Source organism: Leifsonia sp. Leaf336 (assembly GCF_001423695.1).
GTDB lineage: Bacteria > Actinomycetota > Actinomycetes > Actinomycetales > Microbacteriaceae > Leifsonia.
In genome coordinates, this window is sequence record NZ_LMOZ01000001.1 from 123,546 (window position 1) to 140,905 (window position 17,360).

General features: G+C 70.3%; 16 protein-coding genes. 9 read left to right on the forward strand and 7 right to left on the reverse strand.

Annotated elements, in window-relative coordinates; translation table 11 throughout:
- The first annotated feature begins 3 nt into the window (after window positions 1–3).
- Both ASF88_RS00610 and ASF88_RS00615 read left to right on the forward strand, forming a co-directional pair.
- Complete coding sequence (locus ASF88_RS00610; RefSeq protein ID WP_055912831.1) at window positions 4–1,146, forward strand: sensor histidine kinase; 1,143 nt, start codon at window positions 4–6, stop codon at window positions 1,144–1,146.
- Window positions 1,143–1,751, forward strand: a complete 609-nt coding sequence (locus tag ASF88_RS00615) for a response regulator transcription factor (protein ID WP_055912834.1) — start codon at window positions 1,143–1,145, stop codon at window positions 1,749–1,751. The genes ASF88_RS00610 and ASF88_RS00615 overlap by 4 nt, the downstream gene beginning before the upstream one ends.
- Window positions 1,752–1,815: 64 nt before the next feature.
- Here ASF88_RS00615 and ASF88_RS00620 read toward each other — a convergent pair whose 3' ends face one another.
- The gene (locus tag ASF88_RS00620) at window positions 1,816–2,049 is read right to left on the reverse strand and encodes a DUF3073 domain-containing protein (RefSeq protein WP_055912837.1); all 234 of its coding nucleotides are present in this window, start codon (window positions 2,047–2,049) and stop codon (window positions 1,816–1,818) included.
- Window positions 2,050–2,199: 150 nt separating this feature from the next.
- Between ASF88_RS00620 and ASF88_RS00625 the strand changes: the two genes are divergently transcribed.
- A complete protein-coding gene (locus ASF88_RS00625; RefSeq protein ID WP_055912839.1) occupies window positions 2,200–3,261 on the forward strand; it encodes an NAD(P)-binding domain-containing protein in 1,062 nt (353 codons plus the stop codon).
- Window positions 3,262–3,348: 87 nt separating this feature from the next.
- On the opposite strand, the gene ASF88_RS00630 is transcribed toward ASF88_RS00625, so the two are convergent.
- Genes ASF88_RS00630 through ASF88_RS00650 form a run of 5 tightly spaced genes read right to left on the reverse strand, consistent with a single transcriptional unit; the run spans window position 3,349 to window position 9,488 of the window.
- Window positions 3,349–5,343 carry a glycogen debranching N-terminal domain-containing protein gene (locus ASF88_RS00630; RefSeq protein WP_082518655.1) on the reverse strand — a complete coding sequence of 665 codons (1,995 nt, stop codon included), beginning with the start codon at window positions 5,341–5,343 and terminating at the stop codon, window positions 3,349–3,351.
- Entirely contained in the window at window positions 5,340–6,167 is an 828-nt protein-coding gene (locus ASF88_RS00635; protein WP_082518656.1) for a peptidase E, read from the reverse strand. Before ASF88_RS00635 ends, ASF88_RS00630 begins: the two co-directional genes overlap by 4 nt.
- Window positions 6,164–7,090: a carbohydrate ABC transporter permease gene (locus ASF88_RS00640; RefSeq protein WP_055912842.1), complete on the reverse strand. Its 927-nt coding sequence runs from the start codon at window positions 7,088–7,090 to the stop codon at window positions 6,164–6,166. The genes ASF88_RS00635 and ASF88_RS00640 overlap by 4 nt, the downstream gene beginning before the upstream one ends.
- Window positions 7,087–8,220 (reverse strand): carbohydrate ABC transporter permease, encoded by a 1,134-nt coding sequence (locus ASF88_RS00645; protein ID WP_055912845.1) that lies wholly within the window; start codon window positions 8,218–8,220, stop codon window positions 7,087–7,089. Before ASF88_RS00645 ends, ASF88_RS00640 begins: the two co-directional genes overlap by 4 nt.
- Window positions 8,221–8,234: 14 nt before the next feature.
- Window positions 8,235–9,488 carry a sugar ABC transporter substrate-binding protein gene (locus tag ASF88_RS00650; protein ID WP_055912847.1) on the reverse strand — a complete coding sequence of 418 codons (1,254 nt, stop codon included), beginning with the start codon at window positions 9,486–9,488 and terminating at the stop codon, window positions 8,235–8,237.
- Window positions 9,489–9,771: 283 nt separating this feature from the next.
- Between ASF88_RS00650 and ASF88_RS00655 the strand changes: the two genes are divergently transcribed.
- The 5 genes from ASF88_RS00655 to ASF88_RS00675 all read left to right on the forward strand — a co-directional run bounded on the left by ASF88_RS00655 (window position 9,772) and on the right by ASF88_RS00675 (window position 15,761).
- Window positions 9,772–10,815 carry a LacI family DNA-binding transcriptional regulator gene (locus ASF88_RS00655; protein WP_055912850.1) on the forward strand — a complete coding sequence of 348 codons (1,044 nt, stop codon included), beginning with the start codon at window positions 9,772–9,774 and terminating at the stop codon, window positions 10,813–10,815.
- Window positions 10,816–11,096: 281 nt separating this feature from the next.
- Window positions 11,097–11,711, forward strand: a complete 615-nt coding sequence (locus ASF88_RS00660; protein WP_082518657.1) for an antibiotic biosynthesis monooxygenase — start codon at window positions 11,097–11,099, stop codon at window positions 11,709–11,711.
- Window positions 11,712–11,881: 170 nt separating this feature from the next.
- Entirely contained in the window at window positions 11,882–12,706 is an 825-nt protein-coding gene (locus tag ASF88_RS00665; RefSeq protein ID WP_055912852.1) for a DUF4097 family beta strand repeat-containing protein, read from the forward strand.
- Window positions 12,703–13,335, forward strand: coding sequence for a PadR family transcriptional regulator (locus ASF88_RS00670; protein WP_055912855.1), 633 nt, complete (start codon window positions 12,703–12,705; stop codon window positions 13,333–13,335). The genes ASF88_RS00665 and ASF88_RS00670 overlap by 4 nt, the downstream gene beginning before the upstream one ends.
- A 248-nt stretch (window positions 13,336–13,583) precedes the next feature.
- Window positions 13,584–15,761, forward strand: a complete 2,178-nt coding sequence (locus ASF88_RS00675) for an APC family permease (RefSeq protein ID WP_235493346.1) — start codon at window positions 13,584–13,586, stop codon at window positions 15,759–15,761.
- A gap of 7 nt (window positions 15,762–15,768) precedes the next feature.
- Here the strand turns inward: ASF88_RS00675 and ASF88_RS00680 are convergent, their stop codons facing one another.
- Window positions 15,769–16,485 carry an MBL fold metallo-hydrolase gene (locus ASF88_RS00680; RefSeq protein ID WP_055912857.1) on the reverse strand — a complete coding sequence of 239 codons (717 nt, stop codon included), beginning with the start codon at window positions 16,483–16,485 and terminating at the stop codon, window positions 15,769–15,771.
- Window positions 16,486–16,576: 91 nt separating this feature from the next.
- On the opposite strand from ASF88_RS00680, the gene ASF88_RS00685 reads away from it, so the two are divergent.
- Window positions 16,577–17,353, forward strand: coding sequence for a MerR family transcriptional regulator (locus ASF88_RS00685; RefSeq protein ID WP_055912860.1), 777 nt, complete (start codon window positions 16,577–16,579; stop codon window positions 17,351–17,353).
- The last annotated feature ends 7 nt before the right edge of the window (window positions 17,354–17,360 follow it).

Sequence of the window (17,360 nt, forward strand, 5' to 3'; positions counted from 1 at the left end):
GACGTGTTCAGCAGCGACGTCGACGAGTACCGCCCCGTCGGGGTGTGGGCGCGGCTGACGCACCGGTCGGCCTTCCGCTGGTATCCGGGCGCGGTCATCGGCCTCCTGTACCAGATCTCGGTCCTCGGCGGGCTCTGGACCTCCTCCGGCGACCTCGGCACGAAGATCGTCGCGACCGCCCTCCTGACCCTGGTCTACGTCGGCTTCCTCGCCCTCCCTCCGGTGCTCTGGTGGGAGGGCGAGCGCACGCGGCTGATCGGGGTGTTGGTCTACTTCGGTCTGACGCTGACGCTCATCCCGTTCATCGGCATCGCGACGCTCTGGACGTGGGTATACGTCGCCTGCGTCGCCGGCATGGCGATCGCTCGCACGTGGGTGTCGACCATCATCATCTGCGCGCTCGGCGCCGTGCAGCTGATCGTCTTCCTGCTCACCGGCACCTTCGAGGACAACTGGTTCATCGCGCTGATCACGGTCTCCATCGGCATCATGATGAGCGCCTTCGCCCGCCAGATCGACGCCCTCCGGAGGCTGCGGAACGCACAAGGAGAGATCGCCCGGCTGGCAGTGGTGGAGGAGCGGGCGCGGTTCTCGCGCGACATGCACGACGTGCTCGGCCACTCGCTGACCGTGGTGACGGTCAAGTCGGAGCTGGCCCGCCGGCTCATCCCGGTCGACCCGGGCCGGGCGGAGGACGAGCTCGCCGACATCGAGCGGCTCACCCGGTCGGCGCTGGCCGACCTCCGCGCGGCCGTGGCCGGCTACCGCGAGATGAGCCTCTCCACAGAGCTCGCCGCGGCGCAGGCGGGGCTCGCGGCGGCCGACATCCAGGCGCACCTCCCGCGCAACGGCGAGGAGGTCGCTCCCGACCTCCGCGAGCTGTTCGGCTGGGTGCTGCGGGAGGGCGTGACGAACGTCATCCGCCACTCCGGTTCGCGCAACTGCTGGGTCACCGTCGAGCCCGAGGTGCTGCGGATCGAGGACGACGGCCGCGGGCCAGCGCCGTTCGGCTCCGACCGGCGCGACCTCGTGCGGGGGTCGGGCATCGCCGGGCTGGCGGCGCGCGCGGGGGAGTCGGGCGCCGCCCTCACTGTGGAGGCCGGGCCGCGCGGCGGCACCCTGCTCACCGTCCGGAGGCTGCCATGACCATCCGCCTGCTGCTCGCCGACGACCAGGCGCTCGTCCGCGGGGCGCTCGCGGCCCTCCTCGACCTCGAGCCAGACCTGGAGGTCGTGGCCCAGGTGGGCCGCGGAGACGAAGTGCTCGACGCGGCCCGCTCCGCGGCGGCCGACGTCGCGCTGCTCGACGTCGAGATGCCGGGCCTCGACGGCATCCAGGTGGCGGCGCAGCTTCAGGCCGCGCTGCCGTCGTGCCGCTCGCTGATCGTGACGACGTTCGGGAGGCCCGGCTACCTGCGCAGGGCGATGGAGGCCGGCGCCGCGGGATTCATCGTGAAGGACACCCCGTCGGGACAGCTCGCCGACGCGGTGCGTCGGATCGCCTCGGGCCTCCGCGTCGTCGATCCCGCGCTCGCGGCCGAGTCGCTGGCCTCCGGGGCCTCACCGCTGACGGCGCGCGAGGCCGAGGTGCTCGCGGTCGCCGGGCAGGGCGGCACGATCACCGACATCGCCCGTCGGCTGCATCTCAGCGACGGCACCGTGCGCAACCACCTGTCGAACGCGATCGGCAAGACGGGCGCGCGCAATCGCTCCGAGGCCGTCGCGATCGCCACGCGTCAAGGGTGGCTGTAGCGCCACGCGCCGCTGACGCGAGGCGACATTCGTGATGAATCGCGCCGTTCGCGGGAGGCGTCGGTCAGGCGCGCTTCGGCGTCTCGGTCTCGGTCTCTTCGTAGTCCTCGTCGGCGTCGTCGTACTCGTCGGCGCCCTCGGGCTCGTAGTCGGCCCACGCGTCGTACTGGTGCTCGTCGTCGTGGTGGGAATGCCCGGTCAGCTCGCGCTCGAGTGCGTCGTAGTTGACGTTCGGGCTGAACGACTTCAACTGGCGAGCGATCTTCGTGTGCTTTGCCTTTTGACGGCCGCGCCCCATGCGTGACCCCCTTTTGATCCTGCCCGGGGAATGTCACCCGGGGATCCAACAGAAATAGTGAAAACTAGCGTCGAGTTTAGCATGGTGACCCCTAGAGACCCCGAGTAGTCGCACAGCGTCGGATGATGGAATGAGCGCGTGATCAGTGGCATGACCGACACCCAGGTGGTGATCGTCGGCGCTGGGCAGGCCGGGCTCGCGGTCGCCTACTACCTGCGCCGGTTCGAGCTGACTCCCGGAGAGGATTTCGTGATCCTCGACCGTGGTCCCGGCACGGGAGGAGCGTGGCAGCATCGCTGGGACGCGCTGCGTCTCGGCAGCGCCCACCACGTGAACGACCTCCCAGGGATGTCGGAGTTGGGACTCAGCTTCGACACCGCCGATCGCACCCTGCCGGCCAAGGACATCGTGGCCGGCTACTACCGCCGTTACGAGGAGCACTTCGGTCTCGCGGTGCAGCGCCCGGTGACGGTCTCGCGGGTTTTCGACCGCGGCGCCGACCTGGTCGTCGCGCACGATCGGGGCGAGACGCGCACCCGCATCGTCGTCAACGCGACCGGCACCTGGGGCGCTCCGTTCATCCCGTGGTACCCGGGCATGGGCGACTTCGCCGGGCGGCACCTCCACACCTCGTCGTACTCGTCAGCGGAGGAGCTCGCCGGGCAGTCGGTAGTGGTGGTCGGCGGGGGCACCAGCGCGATCGGCTTCCTCCTCGAGCTGGAGGGCGTGGCCGGCGAACTGACCTGGGCGACGCGGAGGCCGGTGGACTTCCGCGACGAGTCCGAGCTCACGATCGAGGGCGGTGTCGCGGCCGTCGCCGCGCAAGACGCCGCCGCGCGTGCAGGGCAGGCCCTCCCGAGCATCGTCAGCGGCACCGGCGTGCCGCGCACGCGGCGCATCGCCGCGGGCATCGACCGCGGGCTCCTGGTGGAGCGCGGCATGTTCGCCCGCATCGAGCCCGACGGTGTCGTCTGGGACGACGGTTCGAAGACGCAGGCCGACACGATCATCTGGGCGACGGGCTTCCGGCCGGAGCTGCGGCACCTCGCCCCGCTCAAGCTGCGCGAGAAGACGGGAGGCCTGACGGTCGCGTCCGGACTCGCCTGGCAGGACTCGCGGATCTTCCTGGCGGGCTACGGGCCGCAGGCGAGCACCATCGGCGCCAACCGCGCCGGCCGCGTGATCGCCCGCCAGATCATGGCCCAGATCTGACGCCGGAACGCCCGAGGGGCACGTTGTCGTCACTTCGGAGGGTCTGAAGCGACAACTACGTGCCCCTCGGGGAATATGCCGGCGAGGTCAGACCTCGATGTCGCGGGGTGCGCCCGCGAAGCGGAGGCCGCTCACGCGGATGCTTCCCGCGCGCGGGCTCGGGCGCACGTCGAGCGTTCCGGCCTGGGCGTCGGCGCGGAGGCCGAGCCGGGCGGAGAGCACGGCGACGGCGGCCGCGGCCGACCACGCCTGCGGCCGGCATGCGGCGGGATACGGCACGGGCGATGCGGTCTCGGCGGCCGAGTCGCCGGAGTGCAGCTCGGGCATCCGGTAGCCGAAGCCCGCCGCGGCGGCCAGGAGGCCGTCGGCCAGCTCGTCCGCCTCGGCGACGTGACCGTCGCGGGCCAGCCCGGTGATCGCGATCGCCGTGTCGTGCGCCCAGACCGAGCCGCCGTGGTAGCTGAGCGGCCAGAAGCCTCCCGCGTCGGTCGACATCGTGCGCAGGCCGTAGCCGGACGACAGCTCCGGTGATGCCAGGCGCCGCGCGATCAGGGCCGACTGCTCGGGCGTGAGGATGCCGGTGCCGAGGAGGTGACCGATGTTGCTGGTCACCGTGTCCACCTTGCGCTTGGCGGCGTCGAGCGCGACGGCCGGGTAGGCGCCGGCCGGGTCGTCGATCCAGAACGCCTCGGCGAAGCGCGCCTTCAGGCCGGCGGCCCACTCCCTCCACTCGTCGGCGCCGGGCAGGCCGAACGCCTCCAGCAGCTCTGCGCCTCCGATCGCGGCCTCGTAGGCGTACCCTTGCACCTCGCAGAGCGCGATCGGGCCGTCGGCGAGCGTGCCGTCCCTCCATTGGATGGAGTCTCCGGAGTCCTTCCAGCCCTGGTTGGCGAGGCCGTGCCCGGTGGTGTCGACGTACTCGAGGAACCCGTCGCCGTCGCTGTCGCCGTAGTCGCGCATCCAGGTCAGGGCGGCCTGCAGCGCCGGCAGCAGCTCGCGCACCTGGTCGTCGGGCAGGCCCCACTTCCAGGCGTCGTGGAGGAGACCGATCCACAGCGCCGTCGCGTCGACCGTGCCGTAGTAGAGAGGAGGCAGCACGACTCCCTCGCCAGGGATGGTCAGCGCGGCCGGCCGCAGTTCGTGCATGATCTTGCCGGGCTGCTCGGCGGTCTCGGCGACGTTCTCGGCGCCCTGGAAGTGCGCGAGTACGCGCAGCGTGGAGGCCGCGATGTCGGTTCCGAGCGGCAGGACCATGCGCGCCGCCCACAGCGAGTCCCGGCCGAAGAGGGTGAAGAACCACGGGGCGCCGGCTGCGAGGAACACGTCGTCGGGTCGCGCCGTCGTCGACATGCGCAGTGACTGGAGGTCGGCCAGCGCGCGGTCGAGCCACGACGCGAGCCGGGAGTCGCCGCTTGCCGCCCGGAACGCGGCCCAGTCGGCCGACGGCGCCGCGCCGGCGACGACCGCGGTCGGGTCGTCGACCTCGACCGTCCACTCGAGCGCGACCTGATCGTGGGCAGGCACCTCGACGTCCCAGTCCATCCAGGCGTCCGCGTCGTCGAGTGCGATACGCGCGCCGACGGCCGTCAGCCGCGCGGTGACCTGACGCGACCGGAACTCGACGCCGTCCTGCGAGACGGAGGCCGAGACCGGGTGCTCCGCGCCGCTCAGCCCCGCTTTGATCGTCTGCATGGGCGTGAAGTCGCCGCGCAGCGAAACCGTGACGGTCGTCGCGATCGGGCTGCCGAGCGCGTTGCGGAGCTCGATGCGCTCGTGCAGCCTCCCCTCGCGCACCGTGCGCGTGCGGTCGATGCGGACGCGCGGGTCGGCCGTCGCGTCGTCGATACGCCGGGCCAATGCGGTGAAGACCGCGGTCGCCGCGTCGGGTCCCGCCGTCGCGATGTGCTCGGGCCGGTCTCCTCCGATGGTCAGGAGGATGCGGTCGAGCACGCGCAGGTCGGAGTGGTAGAACCCGTGGATCCCGTTGCCGTCGACCGTGCCGTCCGCGGCGGACCAGGCTTGGCTGGGGGCGGTGAGCAGAACGACGCTGTCGTGCAGCAGGGGTTGGAGCGGCTGGGTCATCGGGGCGTTCGCGCCTCCTCGATCGTGGCGGGGGTGGTGGTCGTGGTGGTGGTTGATGCGGTTGCGGTGGATGCGAGGGTCGGCAGGACGCGCGGGGTGATGCGGGTCTCGGTCACGGTGGAGGTGCCGGCGGCAGCGTCGCCGGAGCGCGAGACGCGCCAGACCGCCGCGCCCTCACGCTCCGAGACCACGTCGACGAGGGTCGTGCCCTGGTAGACGAGCCCGGTGCCCTCCTCGAGGGCGTAGCCCTCCGGCAGCTCCCCGGAGGCGACGGCCGCCTGGTGCGCGGGCCGGCGCCGCGGGTCGGAGTCGTAGTGCACCGCGAGCGAGCCGGGCACGAGTCCCAGCCCGTCGCGCAGTGCCGAGATCTCCGGTCCGCGGGAGGCCGTGGTGCCGCCTTCGTGCCAGCAGAGGCCTCCCGCCGAGCCGCCGGCCAGCACGACGCCGCGCCGCCAGGCCTCGGTCAGGATCCCGTCCAGCCCGTGCGCCCGCCACACGGCGAGCAGGTTCAGGAGGCTGCCGCCGCTGACCCACACGACATCCTGCGACAGCACGTGGTCGCGCAGGTCCGCGATGTTCGGGTGCGGGAAGAACCGCACGTGACTCGCGTCGACACCGGCTGTACGGGCCGCCTCCAGCTCCGCGCCCTCCACGTGCCGCTGATCGCCGCCGGCGGTGTTGATGTGCGTCACGCGCGGCGCGCGGCCGACCACGCGGGCCAGCTCGATCGCGTGATGGAGGAGGGGGCCGTAGAGCGAGTCGGTCCAGTCGCCGGCGACGAGCCCGCCGCAGGTGGCGAGGATCGTGGGTGCGATCGCCGTCACTCCTTCACCGCCCCCTCGCTGGAGTTCATGATCCGCCGCTGGAAGACGAAGAACAGCACCGCGACGGGGATGGTCATGATCGCCGCCGCCGCGAGCTTGAGCGGGTACTGGCTGCCCTGGCTGAGCTGGCCGCTCGCGAGACCGGCCACGCCCTTCGTGAGCGTCGTGAGGGCCGGGTCCTGCGTCGAGACGATGAAGTGGGCCAGCTCGTTCCACGAGCCCTGGAACGACAGGATGATGATCGTGATGAGCGCCGGCCGCGCCATCGGCAGCACGATCGACCAGAACACCCGGAAGGTGCCCGCGCCGTCGATGCGCGCCTGCTCCTCCACACTGGCCGGGATGGACTCGAAGAAGCCCTTCATGATGAACACGCCGGCCGCGTCGGTGAGCAGCGGGATGATCATGCCCGAGTACGAGTCGTACATGCCGAGCTGGTTGATCACCAGGAACTTGGGGATGAGCAGAACGACCATCGGCACCGACATGACGGCCACCAGAGCGGCGAAGACGAAGCCGCGGCCGCGGAAGTGCAGCCGGGCCAGCGCGTAGCCCGCGAGCGAATCGAAGAAGACCCGGCCGAGGGTCACGACCACCGTGACGATGGCGGAGTTCATGAACCAGATCGGGAAGTCCGAGTTGAGGAACAGCTTGGTGTACGCGGCCGTGGTCCACACCTGGGGGATGAGCGAGACCGGGTTCGCCGTCGCGTCCGCGTCGGTCTTGAAGGAGGTCGCGACCTGGATGAGGAACGGCATGATGTACACGACCGCGAGCACGACGAGGATCGCGTACGTGATCGAGGTGCCGACGATGCTCCCGGTCGACCGCCGCCGGCGCCCCGCCGGCCGCGGGGAGGCCGGGTGCGATGACGACCGTCGCGGCGATGCGGTCGACTCGGAGGTCACGGCTGTCGCGGTCATCGGAGGCCTCCCTTGGCGGCCGAGCCCGACGAGTCGCCGGGGAGAGCGGAGGCGAGAGCGACGGCCTCGTAGGGCCGCATCCGCCGCTTGGACACCGCTCGCTCGCGCAGCACCCAGCGCTGGAAGATCGTGAACAGCACGATGATGACGAAGAGGATGAAGGCGATCGCCGCGCCCTGGCCCCACTCCTGGTTGCCGAACGAGGTCTGATACGAGAGGTAGGCCGGGGTCAGCGTCGTCTTGCTCGGCGCTCCCTTGCTGCCGGTGTAGATCTGGTCGAACACCTGCCAGCAGCCGATGAGGCCCAGGGTGAGCACCGTGAAGAGCGTGGGGCGCAGCTGCGGGAGGGTGATCCGCCAGAACCGCTGCCAGCCGTTCGCGCCGTCCATCATCGCCGCCTCGGTGACGTCGCCCCCGAGGTTCTGGAGGGCCGCGATGAAGAGCAGCATGAACGTACCGCTCGTGGTGAACACCGCCATGACGATGTACGCGGTCATCGCGACGGACGGGCCGCCCAGCCAGTCCCACCAGGAGACGCCGAGCAGCGTGTTCTGCGTGAGCGCCGCCGGCCCGGTGGTGATGCCGAAGAGGCCGAGGAAGTTGTGGATGATCCCGTTCGGGTCGTTGAACCAGTTGGGGCCGTTGATGCCGAACCAGGCGAGCACCTGGTTGACAGCCCCGGAGGTGCTGAACAGGAACAGCCAGAGCACGGTGATCGCGACGGAGCTGGTCACCGAGGGGAAGTAGAAGGCGGTGCGGAAGAAGCCGCGGCCGCGGAGGATGGCGCGGTTGACCATCACCGCGAGGAAGAGCGAGACGGCGGTCTGGATGGGGACGACCAGCACGACGTACCAGGCGTTGTTCTTCAGCGACATCCCGAAGTCCTGCTCGGCGAGCCCGCCGCCGGCGAGCAGGGTCGAGTAGTTCTTGAGCCCGACGAAGTTCACGTCGGACGAGAAGGGGCTGCCCCGTCCGCCCCAGTCGGAGAAGCTGACCCACAGCGCCATCAGCACCGGGATGACCAGGAAGACGCCGAGGAGCAGGATGACCGGGGCGGTGAACAACCACCCCGAGGCGGCCTCGCCGCGCCGGATTACGGAACGGCGAGACCGACTCGTGGCTTGCGACATGGTGGCTGCGGTCCTTACTTCAGAAGCGCTTCGAGGTTCTTCTGCGTGGTGTCGAGGATCGTCTTGGGATCGCTCGTCGCCAGCGTCTCGAGCTTGCTGTTGAGGTCGGTCACGACATCGGCGGAACCCTTGGCGGTCGGAACGCCCTTGGCGTAGTCCGCGGCGGCCAGGAACGGGACGAGGTCGGGGTTGGCCGACTTCCACTCGGACGCGGCCGACTTGATCGACGGCATCGGGCCGAACGCCTTGGAGAAGGCGAGCTGGTCGTCCTTGCTGGTCAGCTTCTCGACGAGCTTGAGCGCTGCGGCCTGGTTGGGGCTGTCGGCGGCGATGCCCCAGCAGTTGGTGAACTGGAGGGTGCCGGCGCCGGCGGGGCCCTTCGGCAGCTCCGCGACCTGGTACTTGATGTTCGGGTAGTCCGACTTCATGGCGCCGGTGATCCAGTTGCCTTCGATGGTCATCGCGGCCAGGCCCTTGCCGAACGCCTCGCCGCCCCAGCCCGCGCCGAGGTCCTTGGCGTACTTGAGGTCACCCGCGGTGAGCATCTGCTTGACGAAGTCGAGCGCCTTGACGTTGGCGTCGCTGTTCGCGGTCGCCTTAGTGCTGTCGTCGTTCATCAGGTTGCCGCCGGCCTGCACCATGAAGGAGCCGACGCGGGCGTACTCGCCCGAGATGCCGAGGCCGACGTGGCCGCCGGCGGTCAGCTTCTTGGAGACGGCCTCCAGCTGGTCCCAGGTCTTGGGGATGTCGCTGTCGGTCAGGCCGGCCGCGCTCCACATGTCCTTGTTGATGATGAGCTGCAGCGTCGAGAAGTCTTTCGGCGCGCAGTAGAACTTGCCGTCGTAGGTGAACGACTTGACGAGGCTGGGGTAGAAGTCGCTCTTGTTGGAGAGCTGGTCGCCGTAGGCCAGCAGCGATCCGTTGGAGGCGTAGCCGGCGAGGGCGTCGGTCGACAGGTAGAAGACATCGGCCGGCTTCTTCGCCGCGAAGCCCTGCGAGAGCTGCTGGTTCAGGTCGCTGGCCGCCACCACGCTGGCCTTGGTGCCCGAGCTGTTCGACCAGTCGCTGACGGCCGACTTGACAGCGGCGGTCTCGGCGTCGCCGGACGAGCCGATCATGACCGTCAGCGCCTTGTTCGAGGAGGTGAGCTTTCCGGTGTCGCTGCTGCCGCTCCCTCCGCCGAAGCCGGAGCCGCAGGCGGTCAGGGCGAGGGCGGCCGCGGCGGCGACGGCGCCGCCCGCGAGCCAGCGGGATGTGATTCTGCGCATGTGTTTCTCTCCTTGCTGTGAGTGTGCCCGAGAAGACGGGCCCACGCTGTTCGGGGGTGAAGAAGACCGTGGGCGGGATGCCACGCATGTCCCTTGGATCGATCAAATTCGGTAGTGCTACGCTGCAGTTTGAACGATCAAACCGGGACCCTGCCAACATAACCACGGCCTCCGGAGGTGTCAAGCGGCACCACGGACGAGCACGGCCGACGAACGAGCCGACCGGACGGTAGGGTCTGAGAAAACCTCCGGGCGAGCCCGGGCGTGTCGGGGAAGGAGCAGCATGAGTGGGCAGCCGACGGTCAGCGACGTCGCCGACGTCGCCGGCGTCTCGCGCCAGACCGTCTCCAACGTGCTGAACACGCCGGCCATCGTGCGGCCGGAGACCCGCGAGCGGGTCGAGGCCGCCATCCGGTCGCTAGGCTACCGCCCCCATGCCTCCGCCCGCCGCTTGCGCACGCAGAAGAGCTCGACCATCGGCATCCGGCTCGACCCGCTGACCCAGGACGGCATCTCCGGCAGCGTGCTCGACCGCTTCCTGCACGCGCTCACCGAGCAGGCCGACCGCAAGGGCCTCCGGGTGCTGCTGTTCACGGCCGCCGGCCCGGAGGACGAGATCGAGCAGTTCCGCCGGCTCTCCGAGGGTGCCGACGTCGACGCGTTCGTGCTGACCTCCACGTTCCACGGCGACCCGAGGACCGAGTGGCTCATCGAGCACGGCCAGTCGTTCGTGACGTTCGGCCGGCCGTGGGGCATCGACGACATGACCGACCCGCTGCACCTCTGGGTCGACGTGGACGGCCGGGCGGGGCTCCGCGACGCGACGCGGCACTTCCTCGACCTCGGGATGACGCGCATCGGCTACCTGGGCTGGCCGGAGGGGTCGGGCACCGGCGACGACCGCCGGGCCGGCTGGCTGGAGGCGATGACGGCGGCGGGCGCCGTCGACGGAGCGACCCTCGCGGCGCTCGAAGAGACGGCGCAGGACGGCGTCACGTTCGGTGCGGCCGCGATGCGCCGGCTCGCCGACCGCGCGGACGTCGACGCGGTCGTGTGCGCCTCCGACTCGCTCGCGCTGGGCGCGCTCACCGCGACCGGCGGACGAGTGCCCGTGATCGGCTACGACGACACCCCGGTCGCCGCCTCCCTCGGGTTCTCGAGCGTGCGGCAGCCGCTCGACGCCGTCGCCGCCGGCGTTCTCGACCTGCTGACCGGCGCCCACGGCGGCCGCGTGCGGCCCGAGTCCGGCATCGACGACCCGCGCCACCGGCTCGTGGCTCCCCGCCTGGTCGTCCGCGAGGGAGGCTCGCTGATCGGCCCCCGCTGACGCGACCCGCCGTGACCCCGTCGTCGCGCGTAGCGAACGGAGGACTTCCGCCCGCGATCCCTGCCGATCTCCTCCGCTGCCTGCTTTCCCCGTGCAGTCGGCACCGGAGCTCCTCCGTTAGCTGCGCGGCAGGAAACGGAGGAGATCCGTCGCCCCGCTTGCGTCCAGAACGGGGAATGGAGGAGATCCGGGCGGCACTGACGCGGATCTCCTCCGTTCGCCGCACGGCCTAGCACCCGCCGCGAAACTCCCCCGTAACCGGCAGCGGCGACAATGGAGGCATGACTCCACAAGAGCCGCACCGCCCTCAGCCGACCCGTTCCGAGCCACAAGCGCAGACCCCGAGCCAGGCCCACCGCATCCCCGTCACCGTCTCCATCACCCGCCGCGTCGACCCCGGCCGCCTCGCGGAGGTGACCCACTGGGTGCAGGCCGGCGTCAACCTCGCGAACACCCACGAGGGCTTCCTCGGATCCGGGTGGGTCAGGGCGCGGGCCGACTCGCACGAGTGGCACATGCTGTACCGCTTCGCGGACGAAGCGTCGCTCGACGCGTGGGAGGCCTCCGACGCCCGTGCCGAGTGGCTGTACGAGGGCCGCGAGCTCGTGGAGGTGTCACGCGTGGAGCGCCGCACCGGCATCGAAGGCTGGTTCGACGAGCCTCAGCCCGGCGTGCCGGCCGCCCCGCCGCGCTGGAAGCAGGCGGTGACCATCTGGCTGGGCTTCTTCCCGCTGTCGCTCGCCTTCAGCTACCTCACGTTCTATCTGGTTCCCGGTTGGCACCAGCTCTGGCCGCTCGCGACCGTGCTCATCACCACGCTCTGCCTGACGCCGACGATGACCTACTTCCTCCTCCCGTTCGTCACGCGCCTCCTGCACCCCTGGTTGCGCCGCTGAGCGCCTCGGGTGGGGGATGTCCCTGATCCGACCCTGAGATCCGTCAGAAGCGCTTGCGCTCCTCCAACTCGCGATATATCGTGAATACGTCAACATCGCGATATATCGCGAGTCACCGAGGGCTCCGCCGGAGCCTCACTGCACGAAACGACGCAAGGAGCGCGAGAACCATGGCACAGGAGAAGTGGCTGATCCAGCCGGGCGAGAGCCGCACGATCGACGTGGAGCTCGTCCGCTCCCTCAAGGTCGGGCTGCTCGGCGGCCAGGTCGACATCATCGGGCACGACGAGCAGGGCGCACGGGTGGAGGTCCACTCGGTGTCCGGCCGCGACCTCAAGGTCTCGGTCGACGGCGACCGCCTCGAGATCGACCATCCCCAACTGCGGTGGGACAACTTCATCGAGGTCTTCAAGTCGATGAAGTCGAGCGCCCGCGCCGACATCAGCGTGCTGGTGCCGCGGGATGTCGCGCTCAAGTTCGGCGTCGTCTCCGCCGGCGCCCTGATCGCGGGGCTGACGACCGACGCGCGGCTCAGCACCGTCTCCGGCGACATCGTCATCGACGGCCTGGTCGGCGACCTCGAGCTCAACTCGGTCAGCGGGGAGCTGTCGGCACGCGCCCACACCGGCCGCATCACCGCCCACACGGTCTCCGGTGACATCACGGCCACCGGCTCGATCCCGCGGTTCAGCGCCGACGGGGTGTCGGCCGACATCATGGTCGACATCTCAGGCACTCCCGACGAGATCCAGGTGAACACGGTCTCGGGCGACACGACCATCCGCATCCCGGAGGCGCTCGGAGCGCGGTACCGCGCCAACACCGTCTCCGGCCGCGTGCAGCTCGACAACGTCATGGTGGTCGGCTCCGCGGGCAAGGGCTACACGGCCACCACGGGCAGCCTCGACGGCTACTGGGTCGACATCTCCGTCAACTCCGTGTCGGGCGCCGTGTCGGTGCTCCGCTCCGTGAGCGAGAAGGAGGCGTCGGCGTGACCCCCGCGGTCTTCGCCCACGGCAGCCTCCGCCTCTACCTGTTGAGTCTTCTCGCGGAGGAGCCGCGCCACGGCTACGAGCTGATCCAGGCGCTCAGCGACCGCTTCGGGGGCACCTATGTGCCCAGCGCCGGAACCATCTACCCGCGACTGGCCAAGCTGGAGGAGGAGGGGCTCGTCGCCAAGACGACCGACGGCCGCAAAACGGTCTACTCCATCACCGACGCCGGCCGCGCCGAGCTCGCGGCGCGCGAGCACGAGCTCGACGCGATCGAGGACGAGGTCACCGACTCCGTGCGCCGGCTGGCCGACGAGGTGCGCGCCGGCGTGAACGACGCGATGCGCACGCTCCGGGCCGAGCTGGCCTCGGCCGCTCGGGAGGCCAAGCGCGACGCGACGCGGGTGGACCCGCGGCAGGAGGCGCGCGACGCGAGCCGCGACGCCCGCTCGGCAGCCAATGCGGCCGCTCGGGAGGCCGAGGTCGCGATCAACGACTTCCGTCAGCAGTTGCGCACCGACCTCCGCTCCCAGGCCGCTCGCGGCGCGCTCCCGGCGAACGTGGTGCCGCTGCTCAAGGAGGAACTGACGCGCGTGCGACGGACGATCGCTGAGGCGATCGGCCGGAATTAACCCGCCGGTGAGACCGGGTTTCCGAACGAACTCCAGAAAGTCTCAGGCCATGCTCATCTCACTCCCAGTGAGGCCCGTGATGAGCCGCCTCCCGCGAGATTCCGCGGCAACGGACCCTTCGCGGGGAGCGGATCAAGTGTTGCCAGAATCACATCCTGGTGACGACGCAACGCGCCGACTTGACAGTGTTTTCGCAGCGAGTATTCTCGACCCTCGTGACAAATGAGGGGAGATCCCCGAAGCGGTGGTTGATCGGCGACCCGCTTCCGAGCGAGAAACTCGAAGGACAGCTACTCCCGAAGCACCTCGCCCTACCGATTTTCGCCTCCGACGCACTCTCCAGCGTCGCCTACGCTCCGCAGGAACTCCTGATGATCCTGCTGCTCGGCGGCCTGGCGTTCCTCTCGTTCGCCCCGTGGGTGGCCGCGGCGGTCGTCATCCTGCTGATCACGGTGGTCCTGAGCTACCGGCAGCTGGTCAAGGCCTACCCGTCCGGCGGCGGCGACTACGAGGTCGCGCACAAGAACCTCGGCGAGAAAGCCGGCCTGGTCGTGGCCTCCGCGCTGCTGGTGGATTACGTGCTCACGGTCGCCGTGTCGGTCGCCTCCGGCGTCGACAACGTGATCTCGGCTCTGCCGTTCCTCTCGCCCTGGCGCGTGGAGCTCGCGGTGATCTGCGTCATCATCCTCGCCGCCGTCAACCTGCGTGGCGTGCGCGAGTCGAGCAAGGCGTTCGCCCTCCCGACCTACATCTTCATCGGCAGCATCTTCGTGATGATCGCCACCGCGCTCGTCCGCACGGCGCTCGGCAACCCGCCCGTCGCCGAGTCGGCGGCGTATTCGGTCCACGCCGCGAACATCGCGCAGGCCGGTGTCGTCCTGCTCCTGCTGCGCGCGTTCTCCAGCGGCTGTTCCGCCCTGACCGGTGTGGAGGCGGTGGCCAACGGAGTGCCGGCGTTCCGCACCCCCAAGATCCGCAACGCCCGCACCACGCTCGGCCTGATGGGCGGCATCGCGATCGTCCTGTTCGCCGGCCTCACCGCCACGGCGCTCATCAGCGGCGTGCACTACGCCGAGAACCCCTGCGACCTCCAGGGCTGGGCGCAGTGCGCGACCTCCCCGCAGCGCTCGCTCATCGCGCAGATCGCGGCGGCGACCTTCGGCAACAACACCGTCTTCTTCTTCATCGTGCAGGCGGCGACCGCGGTCGTGCTGCTGCTGGCGGCGAACACCGCGTTCAACGGCTTCCCGCTGCTCGGGTCGGTGCTCGCGCGCGACTCGTACGCGCCCAAGGCCCTCAACACGCGCGGCGACCGCCTCGTCTACTCCAACGGCATGATCCTGCTGGCGCTGGCCGCGACGATCCTGCTGCTGGTCTACCAGGCGAACCTCACGCAGCTGATCCAGCTCTACATCATCGGTGTCTTCGTGTCGTTCACGCTCGGCCAGTCCGGCATGGTGAAGCACTGGGTCACGCTGCTGCGCGGCAGCGGCAAGGACGGCGCCGCGACGATGGGCCCGCGTGAGCGGAGCAGCATCGTGCGCTCGCTCTGCATCAACGCCTTCGGCGCGACGCTCACATTCGTCGTTCTGATCGTGGTCACGATCACGAAGTTCACGCACGGCGCGTATCTGGTGTTCATCTTCATGCCGATCCTCTGGTTCCTGATGCTCGGCGTGAACCGCTACTACCGGGACGTCGAGAAGGAGATCGAGGTCGACCCCGTCACCACCTTCGGCAGCGTCGGCGACCACGCCGTCGTGCTGATCGGCAAGATGCAGAAGCCTGCCCTGAAGGCGCTCGACTACGCGATCGCCGCCCGCCACGACTCGATCGAGGCGGTGCACGTCTCCATCGAGGAGGAGGCGACGCAGAAGCTGCAGCGCCAGTGGATCGAGCAGAACATCCACGTGCCGCTGACGATCATCGAGTCCCCGTACCGCGAGTTCGGCGTGCCGCTCATCAAGTACCTCAAGCACCGCCGCGAGGAGCACGGCTCCGAAGTCGTGACGGTCTACCTCCCGCAGTACATCGTCGGTCACTGGTGGGAGTCCCTCCTGCACAACCACCGCGCACGCCGGCTGAGCAAGCAGCTCATGCTGTGCCACGGCGTCACGGTCGCGCTCGTGCCGTGGCTGCTCGACTCGTCGTCGCTGATCTACGGCCGCCGCTCACGCCCGCTGCCGGGCCAGGACCGTCGGGGCGAGCCCATGCGCCCCGTCGCGCGCCGCCCGCTCGCCCCGGCTTCCGCCGCTCGTGCGCGCATCCACATCCACTCGACGCCGATCACGCTCGGCGAGCCGGAAGGGGCCCAGGGCGAGTTCGCGGTGCCGGGCGAGCTGGCCGTGCCGCCGGTGGAGTCCGGCGACCGCACGGCGTCGCCCACCGACGACCAGCCGAAGGTGCCGGCGAAGGCGAAGCGGTAGGGCGGCTCTACAACCGCACCGCCGGGCCGTGCCCCGGCAGCACCCACCGCGCCTCGCACAGGCTGAGCCGCTGCGCGCTCGCCTCCGCCCGCTCGGCGTCGTGGTGGAAGAACGACGGCAGCTGCTGCAGCTCGCCGTCGTCGGTGAGGAGGGGGTGCCCGGTCACGACCGCATCGCCTGTGATCAGCGCTTCGGCCTCCGGTTCGAAGAAGCAGGCGTGCCCGGTCGTGTGGCCGGGTGTCGGCACGACCTCCAGGCGGTGCCCGGTCGACAGCTCGAGCACGTCGACCGTGATCGCCTGTGCCGACGGGATGCCGACCTCGCCCAGCCCGCCCGCGCGGATGGCCGCGACGGCCCAGGCGAGCGTGCCGCGCTTCAGGGCGACCGGCAGCAGCTCGCCGACGGTCACCTGCTCGGTGATCTCGCGGCGGACGTTCGGCAGCTCGCTCGCACTGGTGAGCACCTCCACCCCGTAGCGCTCGTTCCAGGCCCGGGCGGCGCCGAGGTGGTCGGAGTGCCCGTGCGTCACGATGATGCGCGCGAGCGCGGAGAGGTCGAGGCCGGCCGCGCGGATCGACTCCTCGACCAGGAGGCGGTCGGCGGGGTAGCCGCAGTCGACCAATTCCACCCGCCCTTTGCCGTGGAACACCGTCCAGTTGGAGGCCGGCCCTTCGACGAAGAGGATGCCAGGGGCCACGGTGGTCAGGGAACGGATCGCGCGCACACGGTAGACAGTACCGTCTGACCTTGTGCTTGACCTTGACGTAACGTCAACCTTTAGCGTGGATCGCAGCCCACGAGAGAGGGGAACGGACATGGTGGAGGCCGCCGCCGACTGGAGCATCCAGGACATCGCGCGCATCGCCGGCACCACGAGCAGGACGCTGCGTCACTATGACGACCTCGGCCTGCTCGTTCCGAGCCGGATCGGCGCGAACGGCTACCGCCACTACGACCGCGACTCCCTGGTGCGGCTGCAGCGCATCCTGCTGCTGCGCGACCTCGGCCTCGGCCTCCCGGCCATCGCCCGAGTGCTCGACGACCGGCAGGATGCGGTGCCCGCCCTGCGCGACCATCTGAGTTGGTTACGCAGCGAGCGGGAAAGGCTGGCGCGGCAGATCGCGTCGGTCGAGGCGACGATCCACGCAGTGGAGGAAGGAGAGGAGATCGTGGCGGAAGAGATGTTCGACGGGTTCGACCACACCCAGTACAAGGAGGAGGTCGAGCAGCGCTGGGGGAAGGACGCGTACGCGGCCTCCGACCGCTGGTGGCGCGGCATGACCGCGCAGGAGCGCGCAGGCTGGCAGCAGCGGCAGAAGCAGCTGGCCGCCGACTGGACGGCCGCGGCCGCGCGCGGGGTCGACCCGGCCTCCGAGGAGGCGCAGGCGCTCGCGCAGCGGCACTGGCAGTGGCTGGCCGACATCCCGGGTACGCCGGGCTACGGTCAGGGCGGCCCGCCCGCCGCCTACCTGACGGGGCTCGGCGACATGTACGTGGCCGACCCGCGCTTCGCCGCCAACTACGGCGGGGCCGAGGGCGCCGCCTTCGTGCGCGACGCCCTCCACGTCTACGCCGCGGCCCACCTCGGGTGACACGGCC

What these genes read in the sequence shown, in the direction of transcription:
- ASF88_RS00615 (WP_055912834.1), top strand. Translation starts at nt 1,143, where the DNA reads ATGACCATCCGCCTGCTGCTCGCCGACGACCAGGCGCTCGTCCGCGGG.
- ASF88_RS00620 (WP_055912837.1), bottom strand. Translation starts at nt 2,049, where the DNA reads ATGGGGCGCGGCCGTCAAAAGGCAAAGCACACGAAGATCGCTCGCCAG.
- ASF88_RS00625 (WP_055912839.1), top strand. Translation starts at nt 2,200, where the DNA reads ATGACCGACACCCAGGTGGTGATCGTCGGCGCTGGGCAGGCCGGGCTC.
- ASF88_RS00630 (WP_082518655.1), bottom strand. Translation starts at nt 5,343, where the DNA reads ATGACCCAGCCGCTCCAACCCCTGCTGCACGACAGCGTCGTTCTGCTC.
- ASF88_RS00640 (WP_055912842.1), bottom strand. Translation starts at nt 7,090, where the DNA reads ATGACCGCGACAGCCGTGACCTCCGAGTCGACCGCATCGCCGCGACGG.
- ASF88_RS00645 (WP_055912845.1), bottom strand. Translation starts at nt 8,220, where the DNA reads ATGTCGCAAGCCACGAGTCGGTCTCGCCGTTCCGTAATCCGGCGCGGC.
- ASF88_RS00650 (WP_055912847.1), bottom strand. Translation starts at nt 9,488, where the DNA reads ATGCGCAGAATCACATCCCGCTGGCTCGCGGGCGGCGCCGTCGCCGCC.
- ASF88_RS00655 (WP_055912850.1), top strand. Translation starts at nt 9,772, where the DNA reads ATGAGTGGGCAGCCGACGGTCAGCGACGTCGCCGACGTCGCCGGCGTC.
- ASF88_RS00660 (WP_082518657.1), top strand. Translation starts at nt 11,097, where the DNA reads ATGACTCCACAAGAGCCGCACCGCCCTCAGCCGACCCGTTCCGAGCCA.
- ASF88_RS00665 (WP_055912852.1), top strand. Translation starts at nt 11,882, where the DNA reads ATGGCACAGGAGAAGTGGCTGATCCAGCCGGGCGAGAGCCGCACGATC.
- ASF88_RS00685 (WP_055912860.1), top strand. Translation starts at nt 16,577, where the DNA reads ATGGTGGAGGCCGCCGCCGACTGGAGCATCCAGGACATCGCGCGCATC.